The sequence below is a fragment of the Anoxybacteroides tepidamans genome, assembly GCF_014201465.1.
Lineage (GTDB): Bacteria > Bacillota > Bacilli > Bacillales > Anoxybacillaceae > Anoxybacteroides > Anoxybacteroides tepidamans.
Genome location: NZ_JACHEP010000014.1, coordinates 12358 through 35119, shown reverse-complemented (window position 1 = coordinate 35119; position 22762 = coordinate 12358). Strand labels below are relative to the sequence as shown.

Sequence of the window (22762 nt, the reverse complement as noted above, 5' to 3'; positions counted from 1 at the left end):
CAAAATGAGAAAAGGGAGACTGAATCTCCCTCTTCCTTTAACAACAGCGCGATACTTTTCCACCTTTGCCGTTATATCTTGCCTCTTGTGCTTCACAAAAAAATTCTTTTCGTGATTTAATCGGCGCCCCTGGATGATGCGTCTTCATATGTTCGACATATCGTTCGTAATTCGGTACGCCGACAAGCAAATCAAGAAATTGTTTGCGATATTTCATCGCCGATGAAAAAAACTTACGCATAATGCTTAACCTCATTTCCAGCATCGCGTGGAATATAAGGCGCCTCTTTTAACGGCGTTGCTTTGTTGCTCAACACTTTGATCCACATGTTTACGCAAGAAATGAGCATCGCTAAAACGACAAGCATGAAAATCGCACATAGCGCTGCATCGACATAATCATTCGTAATAATTTGACGCATTTGTGCTTCTGTTGTCGCTGGAGGTAAGATTTTTCCTTGGTTCAATGCATCTTTAAATACTTTCGCATGGGCTAAAAAGCCAATCTTCGGATTTTCATGGAACAGTTTTTGGAACCCTGCTGTCATCGTCACAACTAAAATCCATGTCGTTGGCACTAATGTGACCCATACATATGCTTTTTTACCCATTTTAAATAAAATGGTTGTACCTAATAATAGCGCAATTCCCGCAAGCATTTGGTTCGCGATCCCGAATAGCGGCCATAACGTATTGATTCCGCCAAGCGGATCGATAACCCCTTGATACAAGAAATATCCCCAGCCAAACACACATAGCGTTGTGGCAATAATGTTTGCTGGCAAAGAATCCGTTTTGGCAAGCGGTTTATAAAAATGGCCGAGAATGTCTTGAATCATAAAGCGGCCGACGCGTGTTCCCGCATCAATGGTCGTTAAAATAAACAGCGCTTCAAATAAAATCGCAAAATGGTACCAAAACGCCATAAACGCTTTCCCGCCGATCACTTTTGATAAAATAACGGCCATGCCGATCGCCAATGTCGGCGCCCCACCTGTGCGTGATAAAATCGTTTGCTCTCCTACATCTTTCGCCAATTCCGTTAACACATCCGGAGTGATCGTAAATCCCCACGAAGAAACGGTTTTAGCTGCTTGCACAACATCTTGGCCAATCACAGCTGCCGGGCTGTTAATCGCAAAATACGCTCCCGGTGTCAACACGCAAGCTGCCACAAGCGCCATCACGGCGACAAACGATTCCATGAGCATCGCACCGTAGCCGATCGGGCGAGCGTGACTTTCTAGCTCAATCATTTTTGGAGTCGTTCCAGAAGAAACGAGGGAATGGAATCCGGAAACAGCTCCGCATGCAATCGTAATAAATAAGAATGGGAATAAATCCCCAGAAAATACTGGGCCGGTGCCGTCAACAAATTTCGTAATCGCTGGCATTTGCAAATCAGGCGCAACGACAAGAATTCCTAACGCCAAGCCAACGATCGTTCCGATTTTTAAGAACGTACTTAAATAGTCGCGCGGCGCCAGCAACAACCATACAGGCAACGCTGAAGCGACAAAACCGTACCCGATCATTAAAAGGGCGATCGTTTCCCCTTTAAACGTAAACATATTCGCTAATGTCGGATTTTCCGCGACATATTGCCCAAAAACGATCGAAGCCATCAATAAAACAAAACCGATGAGCGAAGCTTCGCCTACGCGCCCCGGACGGATGTAGCGCATATAAACGCCCATAAAAATCGCAATTGGAATCGTCGCCGCAATCGTAAACATTCCCCACGGACTTCCTACAAGCGCTTTCACAACAACCAACGCTAAAACAGCTAATAAAATAATCATAATTCCTAAAATACCAAACATCGCAATAAGTCCTGTAAAGGAACCAATTTCCTCTTTAATCATTTCGCCAAGCGATTTTCCATTGCGGCGCATCGACGCAAACAAAATAACAAAATCTTGCACTGCCCCAGCTAATACTACACCAACGACAATCCAAAGCGTTCCCGGCAAATATCCCATTTGTGACGCTAAAATCGGACCGACAAGCGGACCTGCACCAGCAATTGCCGCGAAATGGTGCCCGAACAATACCCATTTATTCGTCGGTACATAGTCTTTTCCGTCATTAAATACTTCCGCTGGTGTTTTCCGATTGTCATCAAGCTGAAATACTTTTTGTGCAATAAATTTACTATAAAAACGATAAGCAACAGCATATACGCACACGGCCGCTACGATGAGCCAAATGGCGTTAATCGTTTCGCCGCGGTGCAATGCTAATATACCGAACGCGACTGCTCCGAGAGCAGAAATGAGTCCCCAAAGCAAGATTGACTTAATTCCTTTCACCCTTCTCTCCCCCTTTTGTATGTCTTTATTTTCAAAGGTAATTATACTAATTATTCTGAAAAATTAGATGAATATCACCATAACATGAAAAAAACGACACACAACATGTCAAAATTTACGCATAACATGCAATTTTTTTACGTTATGTCAATTAGGAAATTCCATTTATCCAAACAAAAACAACTGTTCGACCAGCTTCGATCGACTTTTTAAACGAAAGCCGCCTCCATCAATTCGATAAACGGCACTACAAAAGCCGCCAATCATCCGTTGGCGGCTTTTGCTTCTCCTTTATTGTCTTTCGCTTTTTTTAACGTTCCGGCAATAATGACTCCCGCGATCACGAGAATCTCAAATCCGTATTTCACGATCGGATTGGCAAAATATCTTTCTAAAAATGGTTCATCTACGATCATTTTCGCAGCGGTCCAAGCAAGTACTCCAGCTCCAATTGTAATAATAATCGGAAACCGCTCAACCCATTTTAAAATTAACGTACTGCCCCATACGATAATTGGAACAGAAATAAGCAGTCCTAAAATGACTAACAGAGGGCTACCATGTGCAGCTCCCGCTACTGCTAATACGTTATCCAGACCCATTAACGCATCGGCGATAATGATCGTTCGAATTGCTTCCCACATACTTTTTCCAGCTTCCACTTCGTGTCCTTTTTCTTCGACTAGAAGCTTATAGGCAATCCAGACAAGCAGTACGCCACCAACAAGCAATAGCCCTGGAATTTTCAACAACCATACGACCGTTAGCGTCGCCAAAGCGCGAATGACAATCGCCCCAACCGTTCCCCAAATGATCGTCTGCTTTTGTTGATGCTTCGGCAAATTTCGTGCTGCTAGCCCGATCACAATCGCATTGTCCCCTGCTAATACAAGGTCAATGATAATAATGGACAATAGTGCTGACCAAAACTCGATAGAGAATAATTCCATATACATGCTCCCCCTTTACACTCCGTATTTATGTTTCAAATGATCTGGTGCTATCTTTATCATTTTTCGCAAAATCAACATGAATATTGTAACATCATCCATAATTCCAAAAATTCCTAACCAATCTGGAATCAAATCGAACGGAAAGAGAAAATAGCCGACGATGACCAACATGTACATCATTTTTTGATACTTAGCTACTTCGCGAGAACGAAAAAATTCAATGAAGAATGGAACAAAACGGTGGAACTTCAAAAACAACCTTACCTTTTTCCATAATTTTTTCATCATCTCCCTCCTCTCAAATTTGAAATAAAAAAGACCTTTACCGTTTTGGTAAAGGTCTTTTATTCGAAACAGACCTTTACCATGTTGGTAAAGGTCTCGCTAACAACGTCACCGTTGCCAACAAAGCCGAGGGCGCATAACCCTGAACTGACGACTTTGCTGTAAAAGCTACTCCCCTTTTACACACATTTCCATATATACTTGTACTTTTATAATAGTCGATCCTTTTCTATCTGTCAATAGCCGTTACGTTGTAAATTGGGGTACAAATCGTTTTCCGAACTGGTTGTACCGCTTGGCGCTAATTCAATTTTTAATCCTTTTAACACAACGTCTGCGCCTAATTGCTGCAATTTTTCAATTAAAATGTTATAATCCGAAAAAAGACTTGATTTGTATACGGGAGAGAACATCGATGAACATAAAAGAATTAGCCGCTTTATTTTTTCTTGCCGCTCTTTGGGGGGCTTCCTTTTTATTTATGCGAATTTCTGCTCCAGTAATCGGTCCTGCACTTACAATCGAACTGCGCGTGCTGTTAGCTGGCGTTGCTCTTCTGTTGTATGCCTGGCTGTTTAGAAAAACAGCGAGCCTCAAATCACATTGGAAAGAGTTTTTGATCGTCGGAGCTTTAAATGCGGCGATTCCCTTTACATTTATCGCTACTGCGACTTTGCATATTAGCGCTTCGATGGCGTCTATTTTGAATTCCACTACTCCTTTGTTTACCGCTCTTGCTTCATTCGTTTTTCTAAAAGAGCCGTTGACAGTCAAAAAATGGACGGCCATCTTGATGGGGATATTCGGCGTATCAATTTTAGTCGGCTGGAGCCCGATGCCTTTTTCGCTTGAAACGGCTTTTTCGGCATTATTGTCGACTTTAGCCGCCTTATCATACGGATGCGCAGGTGTATATGTGAAAAAAGCATTTATCGGAGTATCTTCGCTATCATTAGCGATCGGCCAGCAATTAGGGGCAGCGGTTGTATTGCTTCCGCTCGCTGTCATTCATATCCCAACGAAGCCAATTCCGTCGACGGTTGTTTATTCTGTGCTTGGACTGGCGATTTTTTGTACCGCGATCGCCTATTTATTTTATTTTTATCTGCTTGCTAACGTAGGGCCAACGAAAACGTTAAGCGTCACCTTCCTCGTCCCTGGATTTGGCGTCATATGGGGAATGTTGTTTTTACATGAGAAGATTACCTTCGGAATGTTCACTGGATTGGCCATTATTTTGAGCAGCATTGTTCTCTTATCAGACGTGAAAATTGGCATGAAACGACAATCATTTCTGAAAGGATAAAGGAGGGAAACGTTATGGAGCATTCATGCTATGCGGTCATTTTTACCTCTGAACGGACGAAAAAAGATGACGGATACGTGGAAATGGCAAAACAGATGGTCGAATTCGCAGCAAAGCAGCCCGGCTTTCTTGGCATCGAAAGCGTCCGCGATTCCAATGGCCACGGCATTACCGTTTCATATTGGGATTCTTTAGAAGCCATTCAGCAATGGAAAGAACATGCAGGACATAAAATTGCGCAAGAAAAAGGAAAACAGCAATGGTATAAACGTTTTGCTGTCAGAGTATGCAAAGTGGAACGGGAATATTTTTTTGAAGCATAAAAAGCAAATGAGCGCGCAATGGATGTGGTCGCTCGTTTGCTTTTTACCTTATATTACGCTGTCTGCAATTCGATCTGATTTCCTGATGGGTCATTGACAACAACGCGTTTTTCGTCGTGCTGAATCGCTGCCCCTATTTGTTGAAGCTGCCCGATTACTTTTTTCCATTCTTCTTCGTTTGGAAGTACGATTGAAAATACACGCAATCCGACAGCGTTTTCCGGCGGTTGTGGCGCACCGACGCCCGCCCATGTATTTAAGCCGATATGGTGATGATAGCCGCCGGCGGAAACGAACAACGCATGATCATTCATACGAATGACTGGCTCAAATCCAAGCCCGTGCACATAAAAATGATACGTTTCTTCCATGTTTGCAACATGAAGATGGACATGGCCGATTTTTGTTTTTTCCGGAAGGCCACTCCATGGCTCATTTCCCGCTTCAGCAAGAAGGCCGTTCACATCCAACGGTTCTGTTACCCCTTTATACTCTCCGCTTTCAGTTTTTTCCCATTTCTCCCTCGGGCGGTCAGCATATATTTCAATGCCGTTTCCGTCCGGATCCGCCAAATAAACGGCCTCGCTAAACAAATGATCCGCTGCTCCATGCAATGGATAGCCACTTTTCAATAAATGCAGCAATGATCGGGCAAGGTTTTTCCGCTCAGGAACTAAAATCGCAAAATGATATAATCCTGTCGTTCGCGGCGGTTTTGGCACGGCATCGGCGTTTTCCTCCAACACAACGAGCGGTGTCACGCCATCCGCCGTTAATATCGCCTTTTTGTTCTCTTTGTTCAACACGTGAAACCCGATCATCTCCTTGTAAAAGCGAACTGAACGGTCCAAATTCGACACAATCAAATGAACATAACCAATTTCTGTTGCTGGGTGAATGATATGATTCATAGAGCAACTCCTCACTTTCTGATTTATTTCGATATCGAGATATCTTAGTATCGGACGGTAAATTCCGTTTGACTAAAACATCAATTCTTTGCTTCATCATAGTTATAATGATTAAAAATGTCAACAGTTCACCAATATAAAAAGCAAGGCTGCCTCTTTAGTTCGAAACAACCTTACTTCTTTAATGTTTTATCCTTTTAAAACAAACTCATTCCCATCTTCGTCTTTAAATTGAACAAACGTTCCCCATTGCATTTGCTGCGGCTCTCCTAAAAACTCAACACCTTTTGCTTTCATCGCCTCATATGTAGCCAAAACATCATCACACTCAAACACAATCGATGGCTTTCTTTCATTCGAATCTTTCATCATCGCTTTTGGATAAATGACAAGCGCTGTTTGCGCGCCTTTTGGGGCAACTTCGAGCCAAAAAGCGTTCGGCCCCATCGGATGCTCCGCAACGACTTTAAGCCCTACTTTTTCTGTCCAAAACTGTTTTGCTTTTTGTTGGTCTTCGACGTAAACTGCAACTGTTGCAATTCGCTGAATCACGAAAATTCCTCCTCTTCGTCGAAACGGCTTGATTAAAAAGAACATACATTCTGATTTTACCATAAAAAAGAAGGTGGAACCACCTTCTTTACAAAATGTCAACCCAAATTTTAATCGCCGTTGCTAAAATTAAAACTGCTAAAATGACTTGCAATACTTTTGTATTCATTTTCTGTCCTACTTTCGCCCCTAATGGAGAAGCGATAATGCTTGCAACTACCATAATCAATGCTGGAACAAATTCGACTTGCCCTGTCGTGATTTTACCGATCGTCGATCCGATCGAAGAAATGAACGTAATCGCTAAAGAAGAAGCAATCGTCATTCTCGTTGGAATTTTGAGCACGACAAGCATAATTGGCACTAAAAGGAAGGCCCCAGCTGCCCCCACGATTCCCGATCCTACTCCGACAACAAAAGCGAGACTAACAGCAAGCCATTGACTAAAGGTAACTTGGTCTAACGGAACATCGTCGATCCCTTTTTTTGGAACAAACATCATAATGGCCGCTAATGCCGCAAGTATTCCGTAAACAAGGTTGATGCTACCTTCTGTCATTAATTTCGAGCCGTATCCTCCAATGAAACTACCGATTAAAATACTAATTCCCATATAGAGAATCAATTTTTTATTGAGGTAGCCACCTTTTCGATATGCCCATACACCGCCAATCGTCGCAAAAAAGACTTGCACTGCACTTATCCCGGACACTTCATGCGCACTAAACGCCGCAAGACCAAATAGCGGCGGGAGATAAAGCAGCATCGGATATTTAATAATCGAGCCACCGATTCCTACCATTCCAGATATAAAAGAGCCGATAAAACCGATGAGAAAAATAACGATAATATAATTGAGTGTCACGTCCATTTTATAAGGCCTCCTTTATGAAAACCGGGGGTACTTCGTGTGCGTACCCCCAAGTGTTTTCCTTGTTTAATGCGTATGATGTAACGCGCAACGGTTCGGTCCGATTTCTAGCTCTTGTTGTTGCTCGGCATCGACGACTTTTTGGCCGCGGTTAATCGCCACGATATCCTCAAAGTTTGGCGGTGTTTCGGTATTGGCGTTTTGCACGACAATTTCAATAAATTCGTCTTTTTGTTTATTTTGCATCATTTCATTGCGTGCGCGAATGTTTCCTAGCGTATCTCCAATGTATCCATCTTTATTCATTTCGTCGTCTAAGTTCGCATAATGCGCTGGCAATACGATCACATCGTCCGCAATTGTAGCAACTTTTTCATATACTGTATCGTATAAGTCCGCTGCCCATTCTGCCACTTTTCCGCCTAAGTCTGGACGGCCTAGACCGCCGACAAAAATCGTATCTCCTGAGAAGAGCAGTTTTTGGTTCACGAAGAACGATACACTTCCTGGCGTATGTCCTGGTGTTTTCACTGCTAACACTTCTAACTGAACTTGCTCAAACTCAATTTTGTCATGCGCTTCTAACGGCTCAAAATCGAATAAAGCTCCTTCGCTTTTCATTAAATAATATTTCGCACCTGTGCGTTCTGCTAACGCTCTGCCGCCAGAAATGTGGTCAGCATGCAAATGTGAATCAACGATATGCGTAATGTTGACGCCTTCTTCTTTCGCCACATTCTCGTATACATCAATAAAGCGTGAAGGATCGACAACAAGCGCTTCGTTTCCGGAGATGACCATGTAAGACAAACAGCCTTTTCCAACGCGAATAAATTGATACACTTTTATTTTGTCATCTTCATACACTTTTGCTTGATGAAGATATTCGCTCCATGCTTTCATGCCGCCGACAAGTGTATACACATTGTCAAATCCTGCTTCTTCCAATTGCTCGGCGATAAATGCAGCGGAACCGCCTTTGGCACAAACGACCACGATTTCTTTATCTTTTGGAATGCGATCCTTAACCTCTTCAACACCCTCCAACAACTCAAAATAAGGAACGTTTAAGTATTCAAAATTTTCCCCTTCAATTTTCCAATCGTTAAAATCGCTTTCGTTACGCACGTCGAAAATAAAGACATTTTCTTTATTTAACACTTTACTTGTTAACTGTTGCACTGTCATTTCTTTCATAGCTTTTATACCCCCTATAGTATAAATTTATCAATAAAACTCCCCTTCATTACACCTGTTCTGTTTCCACTGGTCCAGTCCATTGCGACATGCCCGGAACGACATTCCAAACGTTAGCAAACCCTTTTTCCGCTAATTTTTGTGCGGCCAAGTCGCTACGATTACCTGTACGGCATACAACATAAATCGTATTGTCTTTCGATAATTCTTCTGTCCGGTTTTCCAATTCACCAAGCGGAATGGAAATCGCTCCTGGAATATGTCCGAACGCATACTCTGCTGGTTCGCGAACATCTAAAATCGTAACGGATGCATCATTCAATTTCGTAAGCAATTCTTCATTGGAAATGACATGAGGAAACTTTGCTTCTTCTTTTGCTTCATTCTCGCTTGCTTTGCGAATGTAATGTTTTAACACATTTCCTTCTTCGATTGTGCCAAGATATTGATGTCCTGTGCTTTCTGCCCACGCTTTAATATCCGCTTTGGAACCTTTATCTGTTGCTTCGACTTCTAGCACTTGACCTGGTTGCAGTTCGTTGATCGCTTTTTTTGTTTTCACAATTGGCATTGGGCATGATAATCCTTTTGCATCGATCGTCATATTCACTTGAATCATGTTCTCTCTCCTCCTAGCAATATTGGCTTATTCAACAGGCCCTTCCCATGCTAGCATTCCGCCTGTCATGTTCGTGGCGTTGTATCCGTAGCTTTCTAAAAATTGAGTAGCACGAGCACTTCTTGCACCTGAACGGCAAACAATAATGTATTCTTGATCTTTTTCTAATTCATTCATGCGAAATTCCAATAACCCTAACGGAATATTGACAGCACCCGGAATTTTCCCAGCAGCGACTTCTTCGACCTCCCGAACATCAATGATATTTAATGAATTTCCGTTTTGCAGAAGTTGTTCGACTTCTTTTGCAGTAATTTCTTTCATGTTTTCTCCCTCCTTACATCCACGCATTCATGCCGCCTGTCACATTCGTGACGTGTTTAAAACCGAGTTTCTTTAATAATTTGCTCGCTTTTGTGCTTCTCATACCGCTTTGACAAATAACAATGACTTCCTTTTCTTTTGACAATTCATGCGCTCGCTTCTTCAATTCATGAAGCGGAATGTTTTGAAAGCCGCGAATATGATGAGCCCGAAATTCCATCGGTGTGCGAACATCGACATATTGTACATCTTTTTTGCCTAATTCCTTTTTTAATTCGCTCGTCGTAATCGTTCGCACACCTTTTGCCGGCAAAAGCCGACCGACAAGAAACGAAGCAACGAACAAAAATAATAATATATTTACAATGGTTTGAGTCATTGATCTCACCTTAAATAAATAAGTTGACGTTGCCTTCGGAAGCGTCTGCTAAGTAAGCGGCTACACCCGCAAATTCGATGCCGTCAATCAATTCTTCTTGCTTTAGCCCTAGCAGGTCAACCGTCATTTGGCAAGCCACGAGTTTCACTTCTTGCTCTTTTGCCATTTCAATGAGCTGTGGAAGCGGCATCGCATTATGTTTCTTGATCACATGTTTAATGAGCTTCGGGCCCACACCTGCAAAGTTCATTCGTGAAAGCCCCATTTTATCCGCTCCGCGCGGCATCATTTTCGCAAACATTTTTTCTAAAAAGCCTTTTTTAACCGGGACTTGTTCCTCTTTTCTTAGAGCGTTGAGCCCCCAAAACGTATGGAAAATAGTCACTTCATGGTCATAAGCAGCGGCGCCGTTGGCAATGATATAAGCAGCCATCGCTTTATCATAATCACCGCTAAATAAAATAATCGTTGTTTTTTTCTTCTTTTCTGACATTCCATCGCCTCCTGAACATCATATACTAGTATAGGTATAATGAACAGCAAAAAAATTATGCTTTTTCAATCCAAAATGTAAGTACACCGTTTTCTTCTTTCATGTCAACTAATTTATGTCCGCTTACTTTCGCCCATGCGGCTAAATCGTTTTTCGCACCTTTATCTGTTGTTTGAACTTCCAACACTTGCCCAGATGTTAATTCATCGATCGCTTTTTTTGTTTTGACAAGCGGCATTGGGCAAGATAATCCTTTCGCATCAACCATTTTTGCTACGTTCATATGTCAATTCCTCCTTAATTTTTGTTATTTTGTTTTTACCATTACCCCTATACGTATATTATTATGTCTCGAAAAATTTGTCAACTCTTATTTTTAAGAGTTGACGATTTATTTTATCGGCTTTTGACTAACAATTCGACTGCTTCTTTGACAAGATGTTCCGTTTGTTCCCCTTTTTCAACGTTTTCTCTAATGCAATGTTCGAGATTGGAACTAACGATCACCGCCATCGCCCGATCGATCGCATTTCGTGCTGCCGATAGTTGGGCAACGACGCTTTTGCAGTCTTTCCCTTGTTCCATCATGCCAAGAACGCCTTTAATTTGCCCTTCGATCCGTTTTAACCGGTTTTTAATTTCTTTGCTATATTCCATTGTAAACACCTCTTTCATCAATTGAGCCATGAAACTATTCTTGATTATAACATGTACATTTATAATTATATACCCTGCAAGGTATTTTAGCAAGTTTTTTTTCCGATCAATCGTATCGGATTCATTGAATATAAAAGCGAGACAACATTCGTCACGTTGTCTCGCTTCGTTCGTTATGCCCTTATCGTCCAAGCAGCGACATAATCGTTTCCGGATCAAAACCGAGCACCCATTGTCCGTTAATTTCCGTTTGTGGCACTCCCATATGTCCGGTTGTTTCGACAAGCTTTCTTGCTGCGATCGGATCACGCTGAACATTTACTTCAGTAAATGGAATTCCTTGCGCTTGCAAGAAATTTTTTAGCATGACGCAATACGGACATGTCGTTGTCGTATATACTGTAACTGTATTCATTTCGATCCCTCCATTAGAATGTGAGTGTCACGTCGGCATCTTTTGCAAAGCTTAAAAATGTAGCAGCACCAGCGACATCGACACCGTCGACAAATTGCTCTTTTTCAAGCCCGATCACATCCATTGTCATTTGGCAGGCAATCATTTTGACCCCAAGTTCTTGCGCCATTTTCACAAGTTCTTCAATTGACGGAACGTTCGCTTTTTGAAAGCCTTCTTGAAAATGTTCTTTTCCTGCTGGCATCGGCAAGTTTTTATGCGCTTCTTTATGAATGAGATTCAACCCTTCAAATGTGAAGAAAATCGCTACTTCTCCATCTGTTGCCGCTGCTGCTGTGGCAATGTTAAACACTTTATACGCATCAAATAATCCACCATTTGCTGCAATAATCGCTACTTTCATCAAAAATTCCTCCTTTGATTTTGTATCATATATCTATTTTACACATACATGTATAGGTATTACTTGTCATCTATACTATCGAATTGTACTGAAAATGTCAACTACCTTTTTGCAATCGTTTCTTTCATCCGAATCATTGCGACCATGCCAGCTAAAAACGGGATACATGCTACGATACCGATTGCCCAATAAATATTAAATAAGTCTGCCATCGTCCCTGCTAAAATGGCTCCAAACGCATAACCGCTATCTCTCCAAAGCCGATATACCCCCATCGCTGAAGCGCGCCAATCCGGATGGGCCACATCGCTAATCGCTGCTTGTAAGGTTGGATACACCATCGCTGTACCGATCCCTAAACATATCGCACCAACGATCCACCATTCATACCCTCGCACAAACAAGATCCAAAAAATCGATAGCGATTGCACCCACATTCCGAAAGTAATCAGCCATTTCCGACCGAAGCGGTCACTCATGATGCCTGAAAACAGCTGAAACAACCCCCACGATGCTGGATAAACCGCAATAATCACGCCTATTTGCTTTACGGATAGACCGCTCGTTGCAAAAAATAGCGGAAAAAGCCCCCACGCCATTCCATCTTTTAAATTCGTCGCAAGCCCTGCAAAACTAACACTTGATAAATCACGATGTTTCCACGTCGTTTGCACAAGCACAGATCGCAACGAACCTTCGCTTTTTTTGTTGGATTGATTTTTTCGTACGCATACATTTGTATCTTTTACAAAAAGCGATAAGATCATTCCAACGACCACAAGCCCAATTCCTATATAAAACGGCTCCGGACGTAAAGAAAATATGGAAGATACGTATCCTGAAACATAGGCAAGGAGGGCAACACCTGTATACCCCGCAAATTCATTTAATCCAACGGCAATTCCTCGTTCACGCGGACTGGCAATGTCAATTTTCATATTGACCGTCATCGACCATGTTAGCCCTTGGTTCACTCCGAGCAACACGTTGGCCAAAATAATGGTACGCCAATGATCTGCAACGATGACCAATAACGGCACAAACATTCCGACAAACCAGCCGGCTATTAACACATTTTTTCTCCCGATTCGATCCGCAATCGTCCCCGCGAAAAAATTTGTAATGGCTTTTGAAAAACCGAAACTTACAATAAAAGAAAGAGCAGCGCTTGTCGAAGCAATATGAAATTCTTTTTCGCCAATCATCGGCAAAACCGTTCGCTCCATTCCAACCATACCGCCGACAAATACGTTCATTAGTACTAACAATAGAAATAGCGGGAGATTAGATTGGATTCCTATGCTCGCTCGTTTCGCTGTCTGTTCCATCGCACACCTCCTAATTACATATACAACTATAAGTATATCACTTTTTATAAAATAAGCCACCACCCGTTTAGGAGCGGCGGCTCAACAATCATTTTACATGTTCATCTTTCAAACCAGCCCAAAAAGCGGCAACGACTGATAAAGCGACAACAAGAAGCGGTGCATACATGATTAAAAACGTTTGCATTGCGAAATCCCTCCCTATACTTGTCCTTTGACATATTTTTTATCAAATAAAAATAACTTCAACAGTAAAACTAGCGACGGAACGAGCAAGAACAATCCGGCGATAAATGCAGTGATAAGCGCAACAGCCATCGTCCGGTTTGTAAAGCTGTCATAAATCGTCAAGTACGGATAAAGCAAATAAGGATAATGTGAAATGCCGTACGCATAAAACGCAAACGCATATTGCAGCACTAAGCTAATAAACGACCAGCCAAAATAACGTTTTTTAATCAGCGAGTAAAGCGATAATAAGAAAAAGACAAACGAAACAACGAACATCCATGATAAATCAAGCATTTTTTCATAATGTTCGACATTATGATGTTTTAATTGATAAATAATCACGAGCGCAGATAAAATCGTCGGCCCGCTCCAAATGAGCGCGTATTTTCTCAGCAAATCGCGCGCTTGAAGATCGCCCGCTTCGTTCGCGTAATAAGTTAAAAAGTTCGCCGAAATATACAGCACGCTCGTAAGGCTTAATAATACGACGCTCCATGTAAACGGGCTGACGAACAATTGCTTATATAATAAAACTGGTTCTCCGCCATCTATCCGCACAAAACCGCCTTCGGAAATTACCAGCACAATCGAAAGCGACGCCGGAATAAACACCCCCGTCATTCCATAGAGAAACGTATACGCTTTATTGTCTTTGATACCGTACGTATTAAACGCATAATACGAACCACGAATCGCAAGCAATATGATCGAAATGCTCGCCGGCACTAATAAAATTGTCCCGTAGTAATAGGCGGTTTTCGGAAAAAACCCGACCATGCCGACAAAGAAGAACACAAGAAATACGTTCGTGACCTCCCATACAGGCGAAAGGTATCGTTGAATAATTTTATGAATGATATGTTTTTTGTTCGCCATTTCGCTATAAGCGCTAAAAAAGCCGGCGCCAAAATCAATCGAAGCAACGATGATATAGCCGAACAAAAACAGCCACAGCACCGAAATTCCGACCACTTCCAACGTCATGAGGACACCCCTCCTTGATCAAGCGCACGCTCCTGAAGTTCCCGTTCAACCGGATTGTTGCGAAACATTTTGATGAGAACCGCTACACTCACAAACGCCAATACAAGATAAAGAAGCGAGAATACAACTAACATCGTATCGACATGGGCAGACGATGTCGCTGCCTCCGCTGTTTTCATATATCCGCGCAAAATCCATGGCTGTCTTCCAACTTCCGCAAAAAACCAACCGATTTCAATTGCCAGCATCGCAAGTGGACCTGATAATACTAATTGCATTATGAAAAACTTTTTCGTCACAAACGCTAATCCTTTTTTCATCGCTGCCCAATACAGCGCTGCTATCACAGTCAACCAGATGCCGATCAACACCATAGCATTAAACAAATAATGAATGTACAGAGGCGGGCGCTCATCTTTTGGAATATCGTTTAGTCCTTTCACTTCTGCACTTGGCCGATTATGCGCCAATATGCTGAGGGCATACGGAATTTTAATCGCATTTTCGACTTCATTGTTTTCGTTTAACGTTCCAAACAGCACAAGAGGCGCGTATGTGCTCGTTTCAAAATGCCATTCCGCTGCGGCCAGTTTTTCCGGCTGGTATTCCGCTAAAAATTTTCCCGATAAATCCCCGGCCACAATGCTGGCAAGCGAGAAAATGAGCGCTGATTTCATCGTTAAATGAAGCGCCTTTTTATGATAAAGATGGCGATTCCCTTTTAAAAGGTGATAAGCCGCAATCGATGCCAGCACAAACGCGGAAGTCATATACGCCGTTGTCAACACGTGAGCGACTTTTGTCGGCATTGCCGGGTTAAACATCGCTACCAGTGGCTGAATGTTTGTAATCACACCGTCTTTCAACTCAAACCCTTGCGGCGTATTCATAAATGCGTTCACGATCGTAATAAAGAACGCTGAAGCGGAAGAACCGATCGCTACAGGAATAAGCAGTAAAAAATGCTTTTTTTGGTCGTTAAAACGGTCCCACGTGTATAAATAAATCCCTAAAAAAATCGCTTCAAAAAAGAAGGCAAATGTTTCCATAAACAATGGAAGGCTAATCACTTGCCCCGCCAAATTCATAAAATTTGGCCACAATAAGGATAGCTGCAAGCCGATCGCCGTACCTGTGACGACACCAACCGCTACTGTAATTACAAATCCGCGCGTCCATCTTCTCGCCAGCAAAATATAGTGCTCATCATTTTTCCGAATCCCCACCCATTGCGCAATCGCAATCATGAGCGGGACACCGACTCCGATCGTTGCATAAATAATATGGAACGCAAGCGTCAATTCCGTCAGTAGGCGGCTAAATAAAACCGAATCGTACGTCCACATTGCTGTACTCCTCCTTTACGAAAACAATCTCCCTACGATCGAAAACAACATAATCGAAGCAACGACAAAACTTAACAGAACAAGCCGTTTTTCATGCGTTTTCCACATCGCACTTCTCCTTTCTATCATTACCCCTGTATATATAGTTCTAAAACAACAATCTCTCCCCATCCTTCATTCATATTTTGCGATATTTTTCACATAAATATTTGTACTTTAAACAGTATCGAAAACAGAGAAAACAAGCAATGACAAAAGCGTGACGATTTTTTGTCGGTTTTATGTCTAAAAAAAGCTGCCCTTACAAAAGGACAGCAAAAAAATACACGCCGAACATCGAAAGGACTAGCAGCATCAAAATAGATAAAAATAAAATGAGCGGTCTTGATGTGCGGAATGTTTGTTCATTAATTTGTTTGGCCTTTTGGAAATAGCTGATCGTTGAAAAAATAATCGTACTGATCCCCGCTAATACCGATAGCATGCCAATTCCCTGCACCGCGATATTCGGCAGTGAACGAAACGAAGATTTAATATGTAAGTTGATGATTAAAAATCCGATCCCTGTGATCGCAATCGCAGTTCGGATCCATGCCAAATACGTCCGCTCGTTTGCGAGATGTTGCTGAATATATTTAGAATCTTCTGTCATCTGTTTTTGTTTCTCCATCGCTTTCTCCTCCTCCATCGTTCATTCAACCTTCATCATATCACTTTTCATTATTAATGAGTAAAAATTTATCCCTTCCCCTATTGACAGAATCTTTTTGGTCGTTATAATGTTTAACATATGATGTTAGAAAACCTAACAAACAAGTAGGTGAATGACAATGAAAAAAATTGAGGCGATTATACGGCCGGAAAAATTGACGGAAACGATTAAAGGGTTAAAACAGATCGGCATTACCGGCTTTACGGTGTCTCAAGTAGTCGGAAGAGGAAAACAAAAAGATACACAAGGCGTGTACCGCGGCAAAAACTATAAGGTGACACTTCATCCGAAAGTAAAGCTTGAGATCGTCCTTTCTGACTATATGGTCGAGCGGACGATCCAAACGATTGTCCACGCCGCGCAAACCGGCGAAGAAGGAGACGGAAAAATTTTCGTCTATCCGATTTTAGAAGCCTATAACATTCGCACGGGAACGCTCGATTATGATATTGACGATTTAGCGAGTCAAAAGGAGGGACTTTCATGATCACGTATGTTAATACTATCTGGGTCGTCATCGCAGCGGCCATGGTATTGTTTATGGAAGGCGGATTCAGCTTATTGGAAGCCGGCTTAGTCCGAACAAAAAACGCCGTCAACGTAACGATGAAAATTTTTGTCGACTTAACGATCGGAACACTCGCTTTTTGGCTCATTGGCTTTGGCATTATGTTCGGAAAAGATGCGTTTGGACTGATCGGCACGAATTTGTTCGGAGCGCCTGAAAATATTTCGCTTTCGCTCAAGTTGCCTAGCGCCGCGTTTGTCCTTTTTCAAATCGGTTTTGCGGTCGCATGCATCTCGATCATTTCCGGCGCCGTAGCGGAGCGCATGAATTTTAAAGCGTATGTCGTCACAGCGGCGCTTGTTTCCATGATCGTTTATCCGTTGTCTGGCCATTGGATTTGGAACAGCGACGGCTGGCTAGCAAAGCTAGGCATGAAAGATTTCGCTGGATCAGCCGCGATTCATGCGGTAGGAGGATTCGCCGCTTTCGCTATGGCAAAGCTGTTAGGTCCGAGAAAAGGACGGTTTAACTCGGACGGCAGCGTTAACGTCTTTGCCCCAAGTAACATCCCGCTAGCTTCAGCAGGTGCGTTTATTTTATGGTTCGGTTGGTTTGCGTTTAATGCGGGAAGCACGTTAGACGCTTCGAATGCGTCGCTTGCTTCGATCGCTTTGAATACGATGTTGGCAGGCGCCAGCGGGGGCACAACAGCGTTGTTTCTAACGATGAAAAAATTCGGGAAAGCAGACCCAAGTATGACGATTAACGGCGTGTTGTCGGGTCTTGTCGCGATTACAGCCGGATGCGCGTTCGTTTCCCAATGGAGCGCAATTATCATTGGGGCGATTAGCGGAATCATCGTGATTTATGCGACGTTGCTTGTCGATTCAGTCAAGGTTGATGATCCAGTTGGCGCGGTAGCGGTGCACGGTTTCAACGGCGTATTCGGTACGATTGCTGTCGGGTTGTTTGATACGACGCAAGGCCTTCTTACGACCGGCGAAGTTTCCCTTTTTGCTGTTCAGCTATTAGGTGCGGCCGTTGTGATCGTTTGGGGATTGCTCGGCGGTGTGTTTATGGCCAAAGTTTGTGAAAAAACGGTTGGATTCCGCGCAACAGAACGCGAGGAAGAAGAAGGATTGGACATGGCTTATCACGGCATTCCGGCCTACAACGAATTAGAGCGCTTCACCGATCTTCCTACCGGCTTGTATGACTTTGAAGAAACAACCGGCATTGTCGTTGCTCCAGTCAACAATAAAAAAGCGCTTGGGTAACAGAAAAGGGTGCTACGTCAAGGCTAGCACCCTTTTTATTTATTGGACCTCGATAACAAAGACATAACTCGAATCCCCTTTATCCCAACTCGCATGCACGTCATATATATGAATCCCTTTTTCTTTCGGTACAGTCAAAATATTTCCATTCAATTTTGCATTTTTTACATCATGATTACTCATCCATTTATTAACGCCTAATGTACCTTTAGTTGGTTCCTTTTGAAAATCAATTTTCAACTGCGCTCCTGGGGGGACCACCACAGGCGCCAAACCTTCATGCTCAACAATTTGTGGCGGAGAAATCATATCCACACACATATTGTTAAAAAATCCATCCCAACAATAGGAACCTTGTGCTGTTGGGATATTTTTCCCTTCAACCGTTATGCGAGGAGACGGAGGCTTCGACTCGTTTATAAACCAGTAACCGAACGATATGAAAATTAGCAATAGAAAAAGCCATACGATTTTTCTCACCGAAAACCTCCTCTAGTTATAAAACATCTCTATTTTCTCTTCTGTTTATTTAGACGAATATTGAACAGAAAAGTTTCTGAAAAAAGGTTGCTGAACCATCAGCAACCTTTTTCATATATACTTTCGATGCACCGTTTTTCCGTCATACGTAAACAACACCGATTTATTTTCCACCACCGTTTCCATATGCACCGTACGGCCCCATAGCTGGTAAATGTACGGCAGCACTTTTTCTAAATATTTAATATCGAGCTCAATGCCTTCGTACCAATGTTTTAAATAAAGCTCTCCATTTCTCATATAGTCGCCGTCATTGACAGTAATATACGGGAACCCGCCGTTGACGCGCATGCTGACTAACTGATCACGAACGTTTTCCCAATTTTTATCGACAATTTTATAATCTTTTCCTTGCTTTTGGAACAAGTACATATCTTCATGCATGACAAGCTCTTTCGTTAAATAATTACGGAGAAATGAAATATCGGAATCAAGTTCGCGCACTTCGAAAATTTTCTCTCTTCCCGAACCCGGCTTCACCCCTCTTCGCTTCATTTCTTCCGTCGGGTTGTTCCACCGTTCTTCAATGTCCTCAAAAATTTTTAACCCTAAATAATACGGATTAATGCTCGTGCGCGACGGCTGCACAACCCCCGCATTCAGCTTCGCAAACTCAATCGCCTCATCGCTCGTTAAATCCATCTCTCGCAAAATGCGCTGATGCCAATACGACGCCCATCCTTCATTCATGATTTTTGTTTCAAGCTGCGGCCAAAAATAAAGCATCTCTTCGCGCATCATTGTCATAATGTCACGCTGCCAGTCTTCGAGTTCACGACTGTATTCTTCAATGAACAACAGTACATCTTTTTCCGGCTGCGGCGGGAATTTTCGCCGTTTTTTGCGCGGAGGCAGTGCCGTCTTGTTCTTTTTGTCAAGCGACCATAAATCGTCATACGGGCTCGGTTTCACCTGCTCTTCTTCTTCATATACTTCCGTATCTTCAAGCGTCCACGACAGCTTCGGCCGCAAAAGCGACGGATCAATATGTTCTTGAATCGCCAACACCGCGTCTAAAAACTTCTCTACTTCTAATTTTCCATATTGATGCTCATACTGTTTAATTCGTTCCGCTGTCGCCGCCATGCTTTCAACCATGTCGCGTTTCGTGTTGCTGAAGCGAATATTGTTTTTGAAAAAGTCGCTATGGGCCAATACGTGGGCGACAATTAGCTTATTTTGAATCAAAGAATTGGAATCGAGCAAAAAGGCATAACATGGATCGGAATTAATAACTAATTCATAAATTTTACTAAGTCCTAAATCGTAATGAAGCTTCATTTTATAAAACTGTTTGCCGAAACTCCAATGGGAAAAGCGCGTCGGCATTCCGTACGCCCCGAATGTATAAATAATATCCGCCGGACAAATTTCATAGCGCATCGGATAAAAATCCAAACCAAACCCTTGGGCAATTTCCGTAATTTCCGCAATCGCCCGCTCCAACGCCTTCAACTCATCCTGTTTCATTCACATCCCCCCTTTACCTCAATGTATGAACAAGAGGGGGATTTGATACGCATCATAGAACGAAAACATACATTTATAAAATTATATACATAACCAAGCGTGTTGATTAACCAATAAAAACCAGTTGACATCGCTCTATTCCTATCTTTTCTGCCGTAGTCGGCTAAGCTAGCTTGCCGACTGGGAGTATTAGCATGCCCTCCTCGAACAATAAACGCTTTGCGGGCAAATGTAATTTGCCCGCCGGCGTTCTTGTTCGAGGGAAGAGGCAGAAAAGCTTGTGTTCAACCATATGATTCTGTGTTTTTTAGTAAAATAATGGATAATCAACACTCGTGATACATAACAATAAACCGGCATTAAGAATCCAGTATCCTAATGCCGGTTTGTAAAAAGAGAGCGTGTCATATATGCTTGTTTCGGATGATTTACTTGCTCTGGATATAGCAGTTCTAACTTTCCTTCCCTAAGCAATCGTGAAATGTACTTTTTGCGAAGAGGATCCATCTGCCTATTCAGCAATTGACTTAATTCTTTGAGCGTTAACGGCTTAATTGCACAAAGATTTAAAATGATCTCATCCATTTCGGAAGGATGTAATCTCTTTTTCTTTCTTGCCAATTCAGAAATATCCAATAGCACTTTTTCATGATCTTTTGTTTGTTCGTTTTCGTTAGGTCCGGAGTTAGCAGCGTTAGGTCCGGAGTTATTAGCACTAGGTCCGGAGCTTATTCGATTATATCTGGAGTTCCCTATAGACTTTTGATCAAACATTTCCGTTAGCTTATATTTTGTACCTCTTCCTTGTCCATTTGGTTCTAAATATCCTTTTTCCACCAGTCCGGATAATAATTTGCTTATTTCATCACTCTTTTTATCTGTCAGGCTTTGCAATCTCGTATTGGTCACATAATTTTCTTGATGTGCCGTCACTAAAATTAATACTTCATCATTGGTTAACCATTTATACTGTTTCCCAAGAACTGCTTTTAGAAAATCGACGCTTTCCTGCGGTAACAATGAAGTTGTTCGTAACGTAAGAATCGTGCGATCCGGCTGAAATTCTTCGATTAATTCTGGGGCAGTCCAATGTTGTTCTTTCCACGCCAAATGAATATTCTCAATCCCCGATCCTGCTCGTTCACCGAGCCCAATTAACATAAACATTTTAAAAATGGTTGGATTTCTCGGATCACTTACTCCACCTTTTAGTGCTTGTTGCAAAGGAATCCGAAGAACACCCGGGTTAGAAAATCGAAATAACATCTTTTCCTTTTCGACAACAATTCCGCGTTGCCCGTAGTAATCGGCATGAGCCAATGTATTGACTAAAGCTTCGCGAAGAGCAGCATGCACCCTTGTATCGTCCTTGCGAAAAAGCCCCTCCATTTGAAAAGGAATGTTTAAATCATCCGTTAGTCTACGGATCACTTTGAAATAAAAATCATACAAATTCCCCGACCAAGTGCCATCGGAAGAAATAATCCGATCTGTCCATCTATCTCCTGGCACATCCGAACTCTTTTCCCGATATTCCAAAAAATACTGCGGTAAATACTCTGTAATACTGCGCTCTTCCCCAAACATGAGCAATCCAGCTAATGTTAACCCTTCCTCGTTGGTTTCGCGCAGCCTTCCCAAAGCTCCAATTTTATATAAAAAGTCCTTCAGTTCTAAACCATTCCAAGGATGATCCGGTTTCAAAGAAGAAAAGCGACTTCGATAACTTCTCACCGATTCCATATTCAAATCATTTAAACCGTAATTGGGAAGAACTTTGCTGTCTTGAGGAATTGGCGATTGGTCCGCTATCATTCGCTGTACTTCTTCTTTTGTACATTTATAGTCTCCTTCATAATTGCGGCGATATGTACCTGCAAAAGGATTATGACCAATATAAATTGGCTTGTCCTCACGTGAAGCTCTTGGAACATAAATTTTCACGATTTCTTTCCCATCAACTTCAATAATTTGTACATTTCGATCCACTAAGATATTTTTACTAATCCTTTGTGGATTATTAATTCCATCCCAAAAATCTTTGACTAACTTTTTTGCATCAACATCGACTGGGAAAAACTCTTGTCCTTTTTGCTCGACCCCAAGCAAAATAATGCCGCCATTTGTATTCGCAAAAGCAGAATACGTTTCCCAAACATTTTTTGGCAGCCCACCTTTGGCTGCTTTACATTCCAATTCGGCATTTTCTCCATCTTCTATAATACGCAACAAATCCTTTGCGTCCATTCCGCCATATATCCCCTTTAAATTTCTAATATTTACTACAAATTATTTGACAACGAAAAGAAACAATCCTTTTAACATTTAACAAATTATACAAATTCCCATTTGTCAAAGAAATTTAT

28 protein-coding genes are annotated in these 22762 nt (G+C 42.1%); 4 read left to right on the top strand and 24 right to left on the bottom strand.

Annotated features, from left to right (window positions below; translation table 11 throughout):
- Positions 1-37: 37 nt before the first annotated feature.
- From HNQ34_RS11765 to HNQ34_RS11750, 4 genes are all read right to left on the bottom strand, one after another.
- Complete coding sequence (locus tag HNQ34_RS11765) at positions 38-241, bottom strand: YbdD/YjiX family protein (RefSeq protein WP_183254769.1); 204 nt, start codon at positions 239-241, stop codon at positions 38-40.
- The gene (locus tag HNQ34_RS11760) at positions 234-2312 is read right to left on the bottom strand and encodes a carbon starvation CstA family protein (RefSeq protein WP_183254767.1); all 2079 of its coding nucleotides are present in this window, start codon (positions 2310-2312) and stop codon (positions 234-236) included. The genes HNQ34_RS11765 and HNQ34_RS11760 overlap by 8 nt, the downstream gene beginning before the upstream one ends.
- 263 nt (positions 2313-2575) lie before the next feature.
- A complete protein-coding gene (locus HNQ34_RS11755; protein ID WP_183254765.1) occupies positions 2576-3262 on the bottom strand; it encodes a TerC family protein in 687 nt (228 codons plus the stop codon).
- 15 nt (positions 3263-3277) lie between these two features.
- Positions 3278-3550, bottom strand: a complete 273-nt coding sequence (locus HNQ34_RS11750; RefSeq protein ID WP_183254763.1) for a YkvA family protein — start codon at positions 3548-3550, stop codon at positions 3278-3280.
- 415 nt (positions 3551-3965) lie between these two features.
- Here HNQ34_RS11750 and HNQ34_RS11745 point away from each other — a divergent pair, with 415 nt between their 5' ends.
- Positions 3966-4856 carry a DMT family transporter gene (locus tag HNQ34_RS11745; RefSeq protein ID WP_183254761.1) on the top strand — a complete coding sequence of 297 codons (891 nt, stop codon included), beginning with the start codon at positions 3966-3968 and terminating at the stop codon, positions 4854-4856.
- 14 nt (positions 4857-4870) lie between these two features.
- Positions 4871-5179, top strand: a complete 309-nt coding sequence (locus HNQ34_RS11740) for an antibiotic biosynthesis monooxygenase family protein (RefSeq protein ID WP_183254758.1) — start codon at positions 4871-4873, stop codon at positions 5177-5179.
- Positions 5180-5232: 53 nt separating this feature from the next.
- Here the strand turns inward: HNQ34_RS11740 and HNQ34_RS11735 are convergent, their stop codons facing one another.
- From HNQ34_RS11735 to HNQ34_RS11660, 17 genes are all read right to left on the bottom strand, one after another.
- Positions 5233-6090, bottom strand: coding sequence for a VOC family protein (locus HNQ34_RS11735; RefSeq protein WP_183254756.1), 858 nt, complete (start codon positions 6088-6090; stop codon positions 5233-5235).
- A gap of 189 nt (positions 6091-6279) precedes the next feature.
- Positions 6280-6642, bottom strand: a complete 363-nt coding sequence (locus tag HNQ34_RS11730; RefSeq protein WP_183254754.1) for a VOC family protein — start codon at positions 6640-6642, stop codon at positions 6280-6282.
- 88 nt (positions 6643-6730) lie between these two features.
- A complete protein-coding gene (locus HNQ34_RS11725) occupies positions 6731-7513 on the bottom strand; it encodes a sulfite exporter TauE/SafE family protein (protein WP_183254753.1) in 783 nt (260 codons plus the stop codon).
- A 66-nt stretch (positions 7514-7579) separates the two neighbouring features.
- Complete coding sequence (locus tag HNQ34_RS11720; RefSeq protein WP_183254751.1) at positions 7580-8710, bottom strand: MBL fold metallo-hydrolase; 1131 nt, start codon at positions 8708-8710, stop codon at positions 7580-7582.
- Between the two features lie 49 nt (positions 8711-8759).
- Entirely contained in the window at positions 8760-9329 is a 570-nt protein-coding gene (locus tag HNQ34_RS11715) for a sulfurtransferase TusA family protein (protein WP_183254749.1), read from the bottom strand.
- A 27-nt stretch (positions 9330-9356) separates the two neighbouring features.
- The gene (locus tag HNQ34_RS11710) at positions 9357-9653 is read right to left on the bottom strand and encodes a rhodanese-like domain-containing protein (RefSeq protein WP_183254747.1); all 297 of its coding nucleotides are present in this window, start codon (positions 9651-9653) and stop codon (positions 9357-9359) included.
- Positions 9654-9666: 13 nt separating this feature from the next.
- Positions 9667-10032: a rhodanese-like domain-containing protein gene (locus tag HNQ34_RS11705; protein WP_183254745.1), complete on the bottom strand. Its 366-nt coding sequence runs from the start codon at positions 10030-10032 to the stop codon at positions 9667-9669.
- A 10-nt stretch (positions 10033-10042) separates the two neighbouring features.
- On the bottom strand, positions 10043-10525 hold the full coding sequence (locus HNQ34_RS11700) for a DsrE/DsrF/DrsH-like family protein (RefSeq protein ID WP_183254743.1): 483 nt from the start codon (positions 10523-10525) through the stop codon (positions 10043-10045).
- 55 nt (positions 10526-10580) lie between these two features.
- Positions 10581-10808 carry a sulfurtransferase TusA family protein gene (locus tag HNQ34_RS11695; RefSeq protein ID WP_183254741.1) on the bottom strand — a complete coding sequence of 76 codons (228 nt, stop codon included), beginning with the start codon at positions 10806-10808 and terminating at the stop codon, positions 10581-10583.
- A gap of 113 nt (positions 10809-10921) precedes the next feature.
- Positions 10922-11182 (bottom strand): metal-sensitive transcriptional regulator, encoded by a 261-nt coding sequence (locus HNQ34_RS11690; protein ID WP_183254739.1) that lies wholly within the window; start codon positions 11180-11182, stop codon positions 10922-10924.
- A 181-nt stretch (positions 11183-11363) separates the two neighbouring features.
- Positions 11364-11597 carry a glutaredoxin family protein gene (locus HNQ34_RS11685; protein WP_183254737.1) on the bottom strand — a complete coding sequence of 78 codons (234 nt, stop codon included), beginning with the start codon at positions 11595-11597 and terminating at the stop codon, positions 11364-11366.
- Between the two features lie 13 nt (positions 11598-11610).
- The gene (locus tag HNQ34_RS11680) at positions 11611-12000 is read right to left on the bottom strand and encodes a DsrE/DsrF/DrsH-like family protein (RefSeq protein WP_183254736.1); all 390 of its coding nucleotides are present in this window, start codon (positions 11998-12000) and stop codon (positions 11611-11613) included.
- Between the two features lie 101 nt (positions 12001-12101).
- The gene (locus HNQ34_RS11675; protein WP_183254734.1) at positions 12102-13328 is read right to left on the bottom strand and encodes an MFS transporter; all 1227 of its coding nucleotides are present in this window, start codon (positions 13326-13328) and stop codon (positions 12102-12104) included.
- An 88-nt stretch (positions 13329-13416) separates the two neighbouring features.
- On the bottom strand, positions 13417-13515 hold the full coding sequence (cydS, locus tag HNQ34_RS17935; RefSeq protein ID WP_409978371.1) for a cytochrome bd oxidase small subunit CydS: 99 nt from the start codon (positions 13513-13515) through the stop codon (positions 13417-13419).
- Positions 13516-13529: 14 nt separating this feature from the next.
- Positions 13530-14543 carry a cytochrome d ubiquinol oxidase subunit II gene (locus HNQ34_RS11670; RefSeq protein ID WP_183254733.1) on the bottom strand — a complete coding sequence of 338 codons (1014 nt, stop codon included), beginning with the start codon at positions 14541-14543 and terminating at the stop codon, positions 13530-13532.
- Positions 14540-15889, bottom strand: a complete 1350-nt coding sequence (locus HNQ34_RS11665) for a cytochrome ubiquinol oxidase subunit I (protein WP_183254731.1) — start codon at positions 15887-15889, stop codon at positions 14540-14542. Before HNQ34_RS11665 ends, HNQ34_RS11670 begins: the two co-directional genes overlap by 4 nt.
- A gap of 301 nt (positions 15890-16190) precedes the next feature.
- Complete coding sequence (locus HNQ34_RS11660; protein ID WP_183254729.1) at positions 16191-16559, bottom strand: YidH family protein; 369 nt, start codon at positions 16557-16559, stop codon at positions 16191-16193.
- Between the two features lie 160 nt (positions 16560-16719).
- On the opposite strand from HNQ34_RS11660, the gene HNQ34_RS11655 reads away from it, so the two are divergent.
- Entirely contained in the window at positions 16720-17088 is a 369-nt protein-coding gene (locus HNQ34_RS11655; RefSeq protein WP_183254727.1) for a P-II family nitrogen regulator, read from the top strand.
- Positions 17085-18386, top strand: a complete 1302-nt coding sequence (locus HNQ34_RS11650) for an ammonium transporter (RefSeq protein WP_183254725.1) — start codon at positions 17085-17087, stop codon at positions 18384-18386. Before HNQ34_RS11655 ends, HNQ34_RS11650 begins: the two co-directional genes overlap by 4 nt.
- A 39-nt stretch (positions 18387-18425) precedes the next feature.
- Here the strand turns inward: HNQ34_RS11650 and HNQ34_RS11645 are convergent, their stop codons facing one another.
- The 3 genes from HNQ34_RS11645 to HNQ34_RS11635 all read right to left on the bottom strand — a co-directional run bounded on the left by HNQ34_RS11645 (position 18426) and on the right by HNQ34_RS11635 (position 22643).
- A complete protein-coding gene (locus tag HNQ34_RS11645) occupies positions 18426-18866 on the bottom strand; it encodes a hypothetical protein (protein WP_183254723.1) in 441 nt (146 codons plus the stop codon).
- A gap of 111 nt (positions 18867-18977) precedes the next feature.
- Positions 18978-20396 carry a SpoVR family protein gene (locus HNQ34_RS11640; RefSeq protein WP_183254721.1) on the bottom strand — a complete coding sequence of 473 codons (1419 nt, stop codon included), beginning with the start codon at positions 20394-20396 and terminating at the stop codon, positions 18978-18980.
- Positions 20397-20771: 375 nt separating this feature from the next.
- Positions 20772-22643, bottom strand: a complete 1872-nt coding sequence (locus HNQ34_RS11635; RefSeq protein WP_183254719.1) for an RNA-binding domain-containing protein — start codon at positions 22641-22643, stop codon at positions 20772-20774.
- Positions 22644-22762 lie beyond the last annotated feature (119 nt).

What these genes read in the sequence shown, in the direction of transcription:
- HNQ34_RS11690 (WP_183254739.1), bottom strand. Translation starts at nt 11,182, where the DNA reads ATGGAATATAGCAAAGAAATTAAAAACCGGTTAAAACGGATCGAAGGG.
- HNQ34_RS11735 (WP_183254756.1), bottom strand. Translation starts at nt 6,090, where the DNA reads ATGAATCATATCATTCACCCAGCAACAGAAATTGGTTATGTTCATTTG.
- HNQ34_RS11720 (WP_183254751.1), bottom strand. Translation starts at nt 8,710, where the DNA reads ATGAAAGAAATGACAGTGCAACAGTTAACAAGTAAAGTGTTAAATAAA.
- HNQ34_RS11675 (WP_183254734.1), bottom strand. Translation starts at nt 13,328, where the DNA reads ATGGAACAGACAGCGAAACGAGCGAGCATAGGAATCCAATCTAATCTC.
- HNQ34_RS11680 (WP_183254736.1), bottom strand. Translation starts at nt 12,000, where the DNA reads ATGAAAGTAGCGATTATTGCAGCAAATGGTGGATTATTTGATGCGTAT.
- HNQ34_RS11765 (WP_183254769.1), bottom strand. Translation starts at nt 241, where the DNA reads ATGCGTAAGTTTTTTTCATCGGCGATGAAATATCGCAAACAATTTCTT.
- HNQ34_RS11640 (WP_183254721.1), bottom strand. Translation starts at nt 20,396, where the DNA reads ATGAAACAGGATGAGTTGAAGGCGTTGGAGCGGGCGATTGCGGAAATT.
- HNQ34_RS11710 (WP_183254747.1), bottom strand. Translation starts at nt 9,653, where the DNA reads ATGAAAGAAATTACTGCAAAAGAAGTCGAACAACTTCTGCAAAACGGA.
- HNQ34_RS11725 (WP_183254753.1), bottom strand. Translation starts at nt 7,513, where the DNA reads ATGGACGTGACACTCAATTATATTATCGTTATTTTTCTCATCGGTTTT.
- HNQ34_RS11740 (WP_183254758.1), top strand. Translation starts at nt 4,871, where the DNA reads ATGGAGCATTCATGCTATGCGGTCATTTTTACCTCTGAACGGACGAAA.
- HNQ34_RS11745 (WP_183254761.1), top strand. Translation starts at nt 3,966, where the DNA reads ATGAACATAAAAGAATTAGCCGCTTTATTTTTTCTTGCCGCTCTTTGG.
- HNQ34_RS11635 (WP_183254719.1), bottom strand. Translation starts at nt 22,643, where the DNA reads ATGGACGCAAAGGATTTGTTGCGTATTATAGAAGATGGAGAAAATGCC.
- HNQ34_RS11665 (WP_183254731.1), bottom strand. Translation starts at nt 15,889, where the DNA reads ATGTGGACGTACGATTCGGTTTTATTTAGCCGCCTACTGACGGAATTG.
- HNQ34_RS11755 (WP_183254765.1), bottom strand. Translation starts at nt 3,262, where the DNA reads ATGGAATTATTCTCTATCGAGTTTTGGTCAGCACTATTGTCCATTATT.
- HNQ34_RS11660 (WP_183254729.1), bottom strand. Translation starts at nt 16,559, where the DNA reads ATGGAGAAACAAAAACAGATGACAGAAGATTCTAAATATATTCAGCAA.
- HNQ34_RS11670 (WP_183254733.1), bottom strand. Translation starts at nt 14,543, where the DNA reads ATGACGTTGGAAGTGGTCGGAATTTCGGTGCTGTGGCTGTTTTTGTTC.
- HNQ34_RS11705 (WP_183254745.1), bottom strand. Translation starts at nt 10,032, where the DNA reads ATGACTCAAACCATTGTAAATATATTATTATTTTTGTTCGTTGCTTCG.
- HNQ34_RS11700 (WP_183254743.1), bottom strand. Translation starts at nt 10,525, where the DNA reads ATGTCAGAAAAGAAGAAAAAAACAACGATTATTTTATTTAGCGGTGAT.
- HNQ34_RS11685 (WP_183254737.1), bottom strand. Translation starts at nt 11,597, where the DNA reads ATGAATACAGTTACAGTATATACGACAACGACATGTCCGTATTGCGTC.
- HNQ34_RS11715 (WP_183254749.1), bottom strand. Translation starts at nt 9,329, where the DNA reads ATGATTCAAGTGAATATGACGATCGATGCAAAAGGATTATCATGCCCA.
- HNQ34_RS11650 (WP_183254725.1), top strand. Translation starts at nt 17,085, where the DNA reads ATGATCACGTATGTTAATACTATCTGGGTCGTCATCGCAGCGGCCATG.
- HNQ34_RS11655 (WP_183254727.1), top strand. Translation starts at nt 16,720, where the DNA reads ATGAAAAAAATTGAGGCGATTATACGGCCGGAAAAATTGACGGAAACG.
- cydS (WP_409978371.1), bottom strand. Translation starts at nt 13,515, where the DNA reads ATGCAAACGTTTTTAATCATGTATGCACCGCTTCTTGTTGTCGCTTTA.
- HNQ34_RS11750 (WP_183254763.1), bottom strand. Translation starts at nt 3,550, where the DNA reads ATGAAAAAATTATGGAAAAAGGTAAGGTTGTTTTTGAAGTTCCACCGT.
- HNQ34_RS11695 (WP_183254741.1), bottom strand. Translation starts at nt 10,808, where the DNA reads ATGAACGTAGCAAAAATGGTTGATGCGAAAGGATTATCTTGCCCAATG.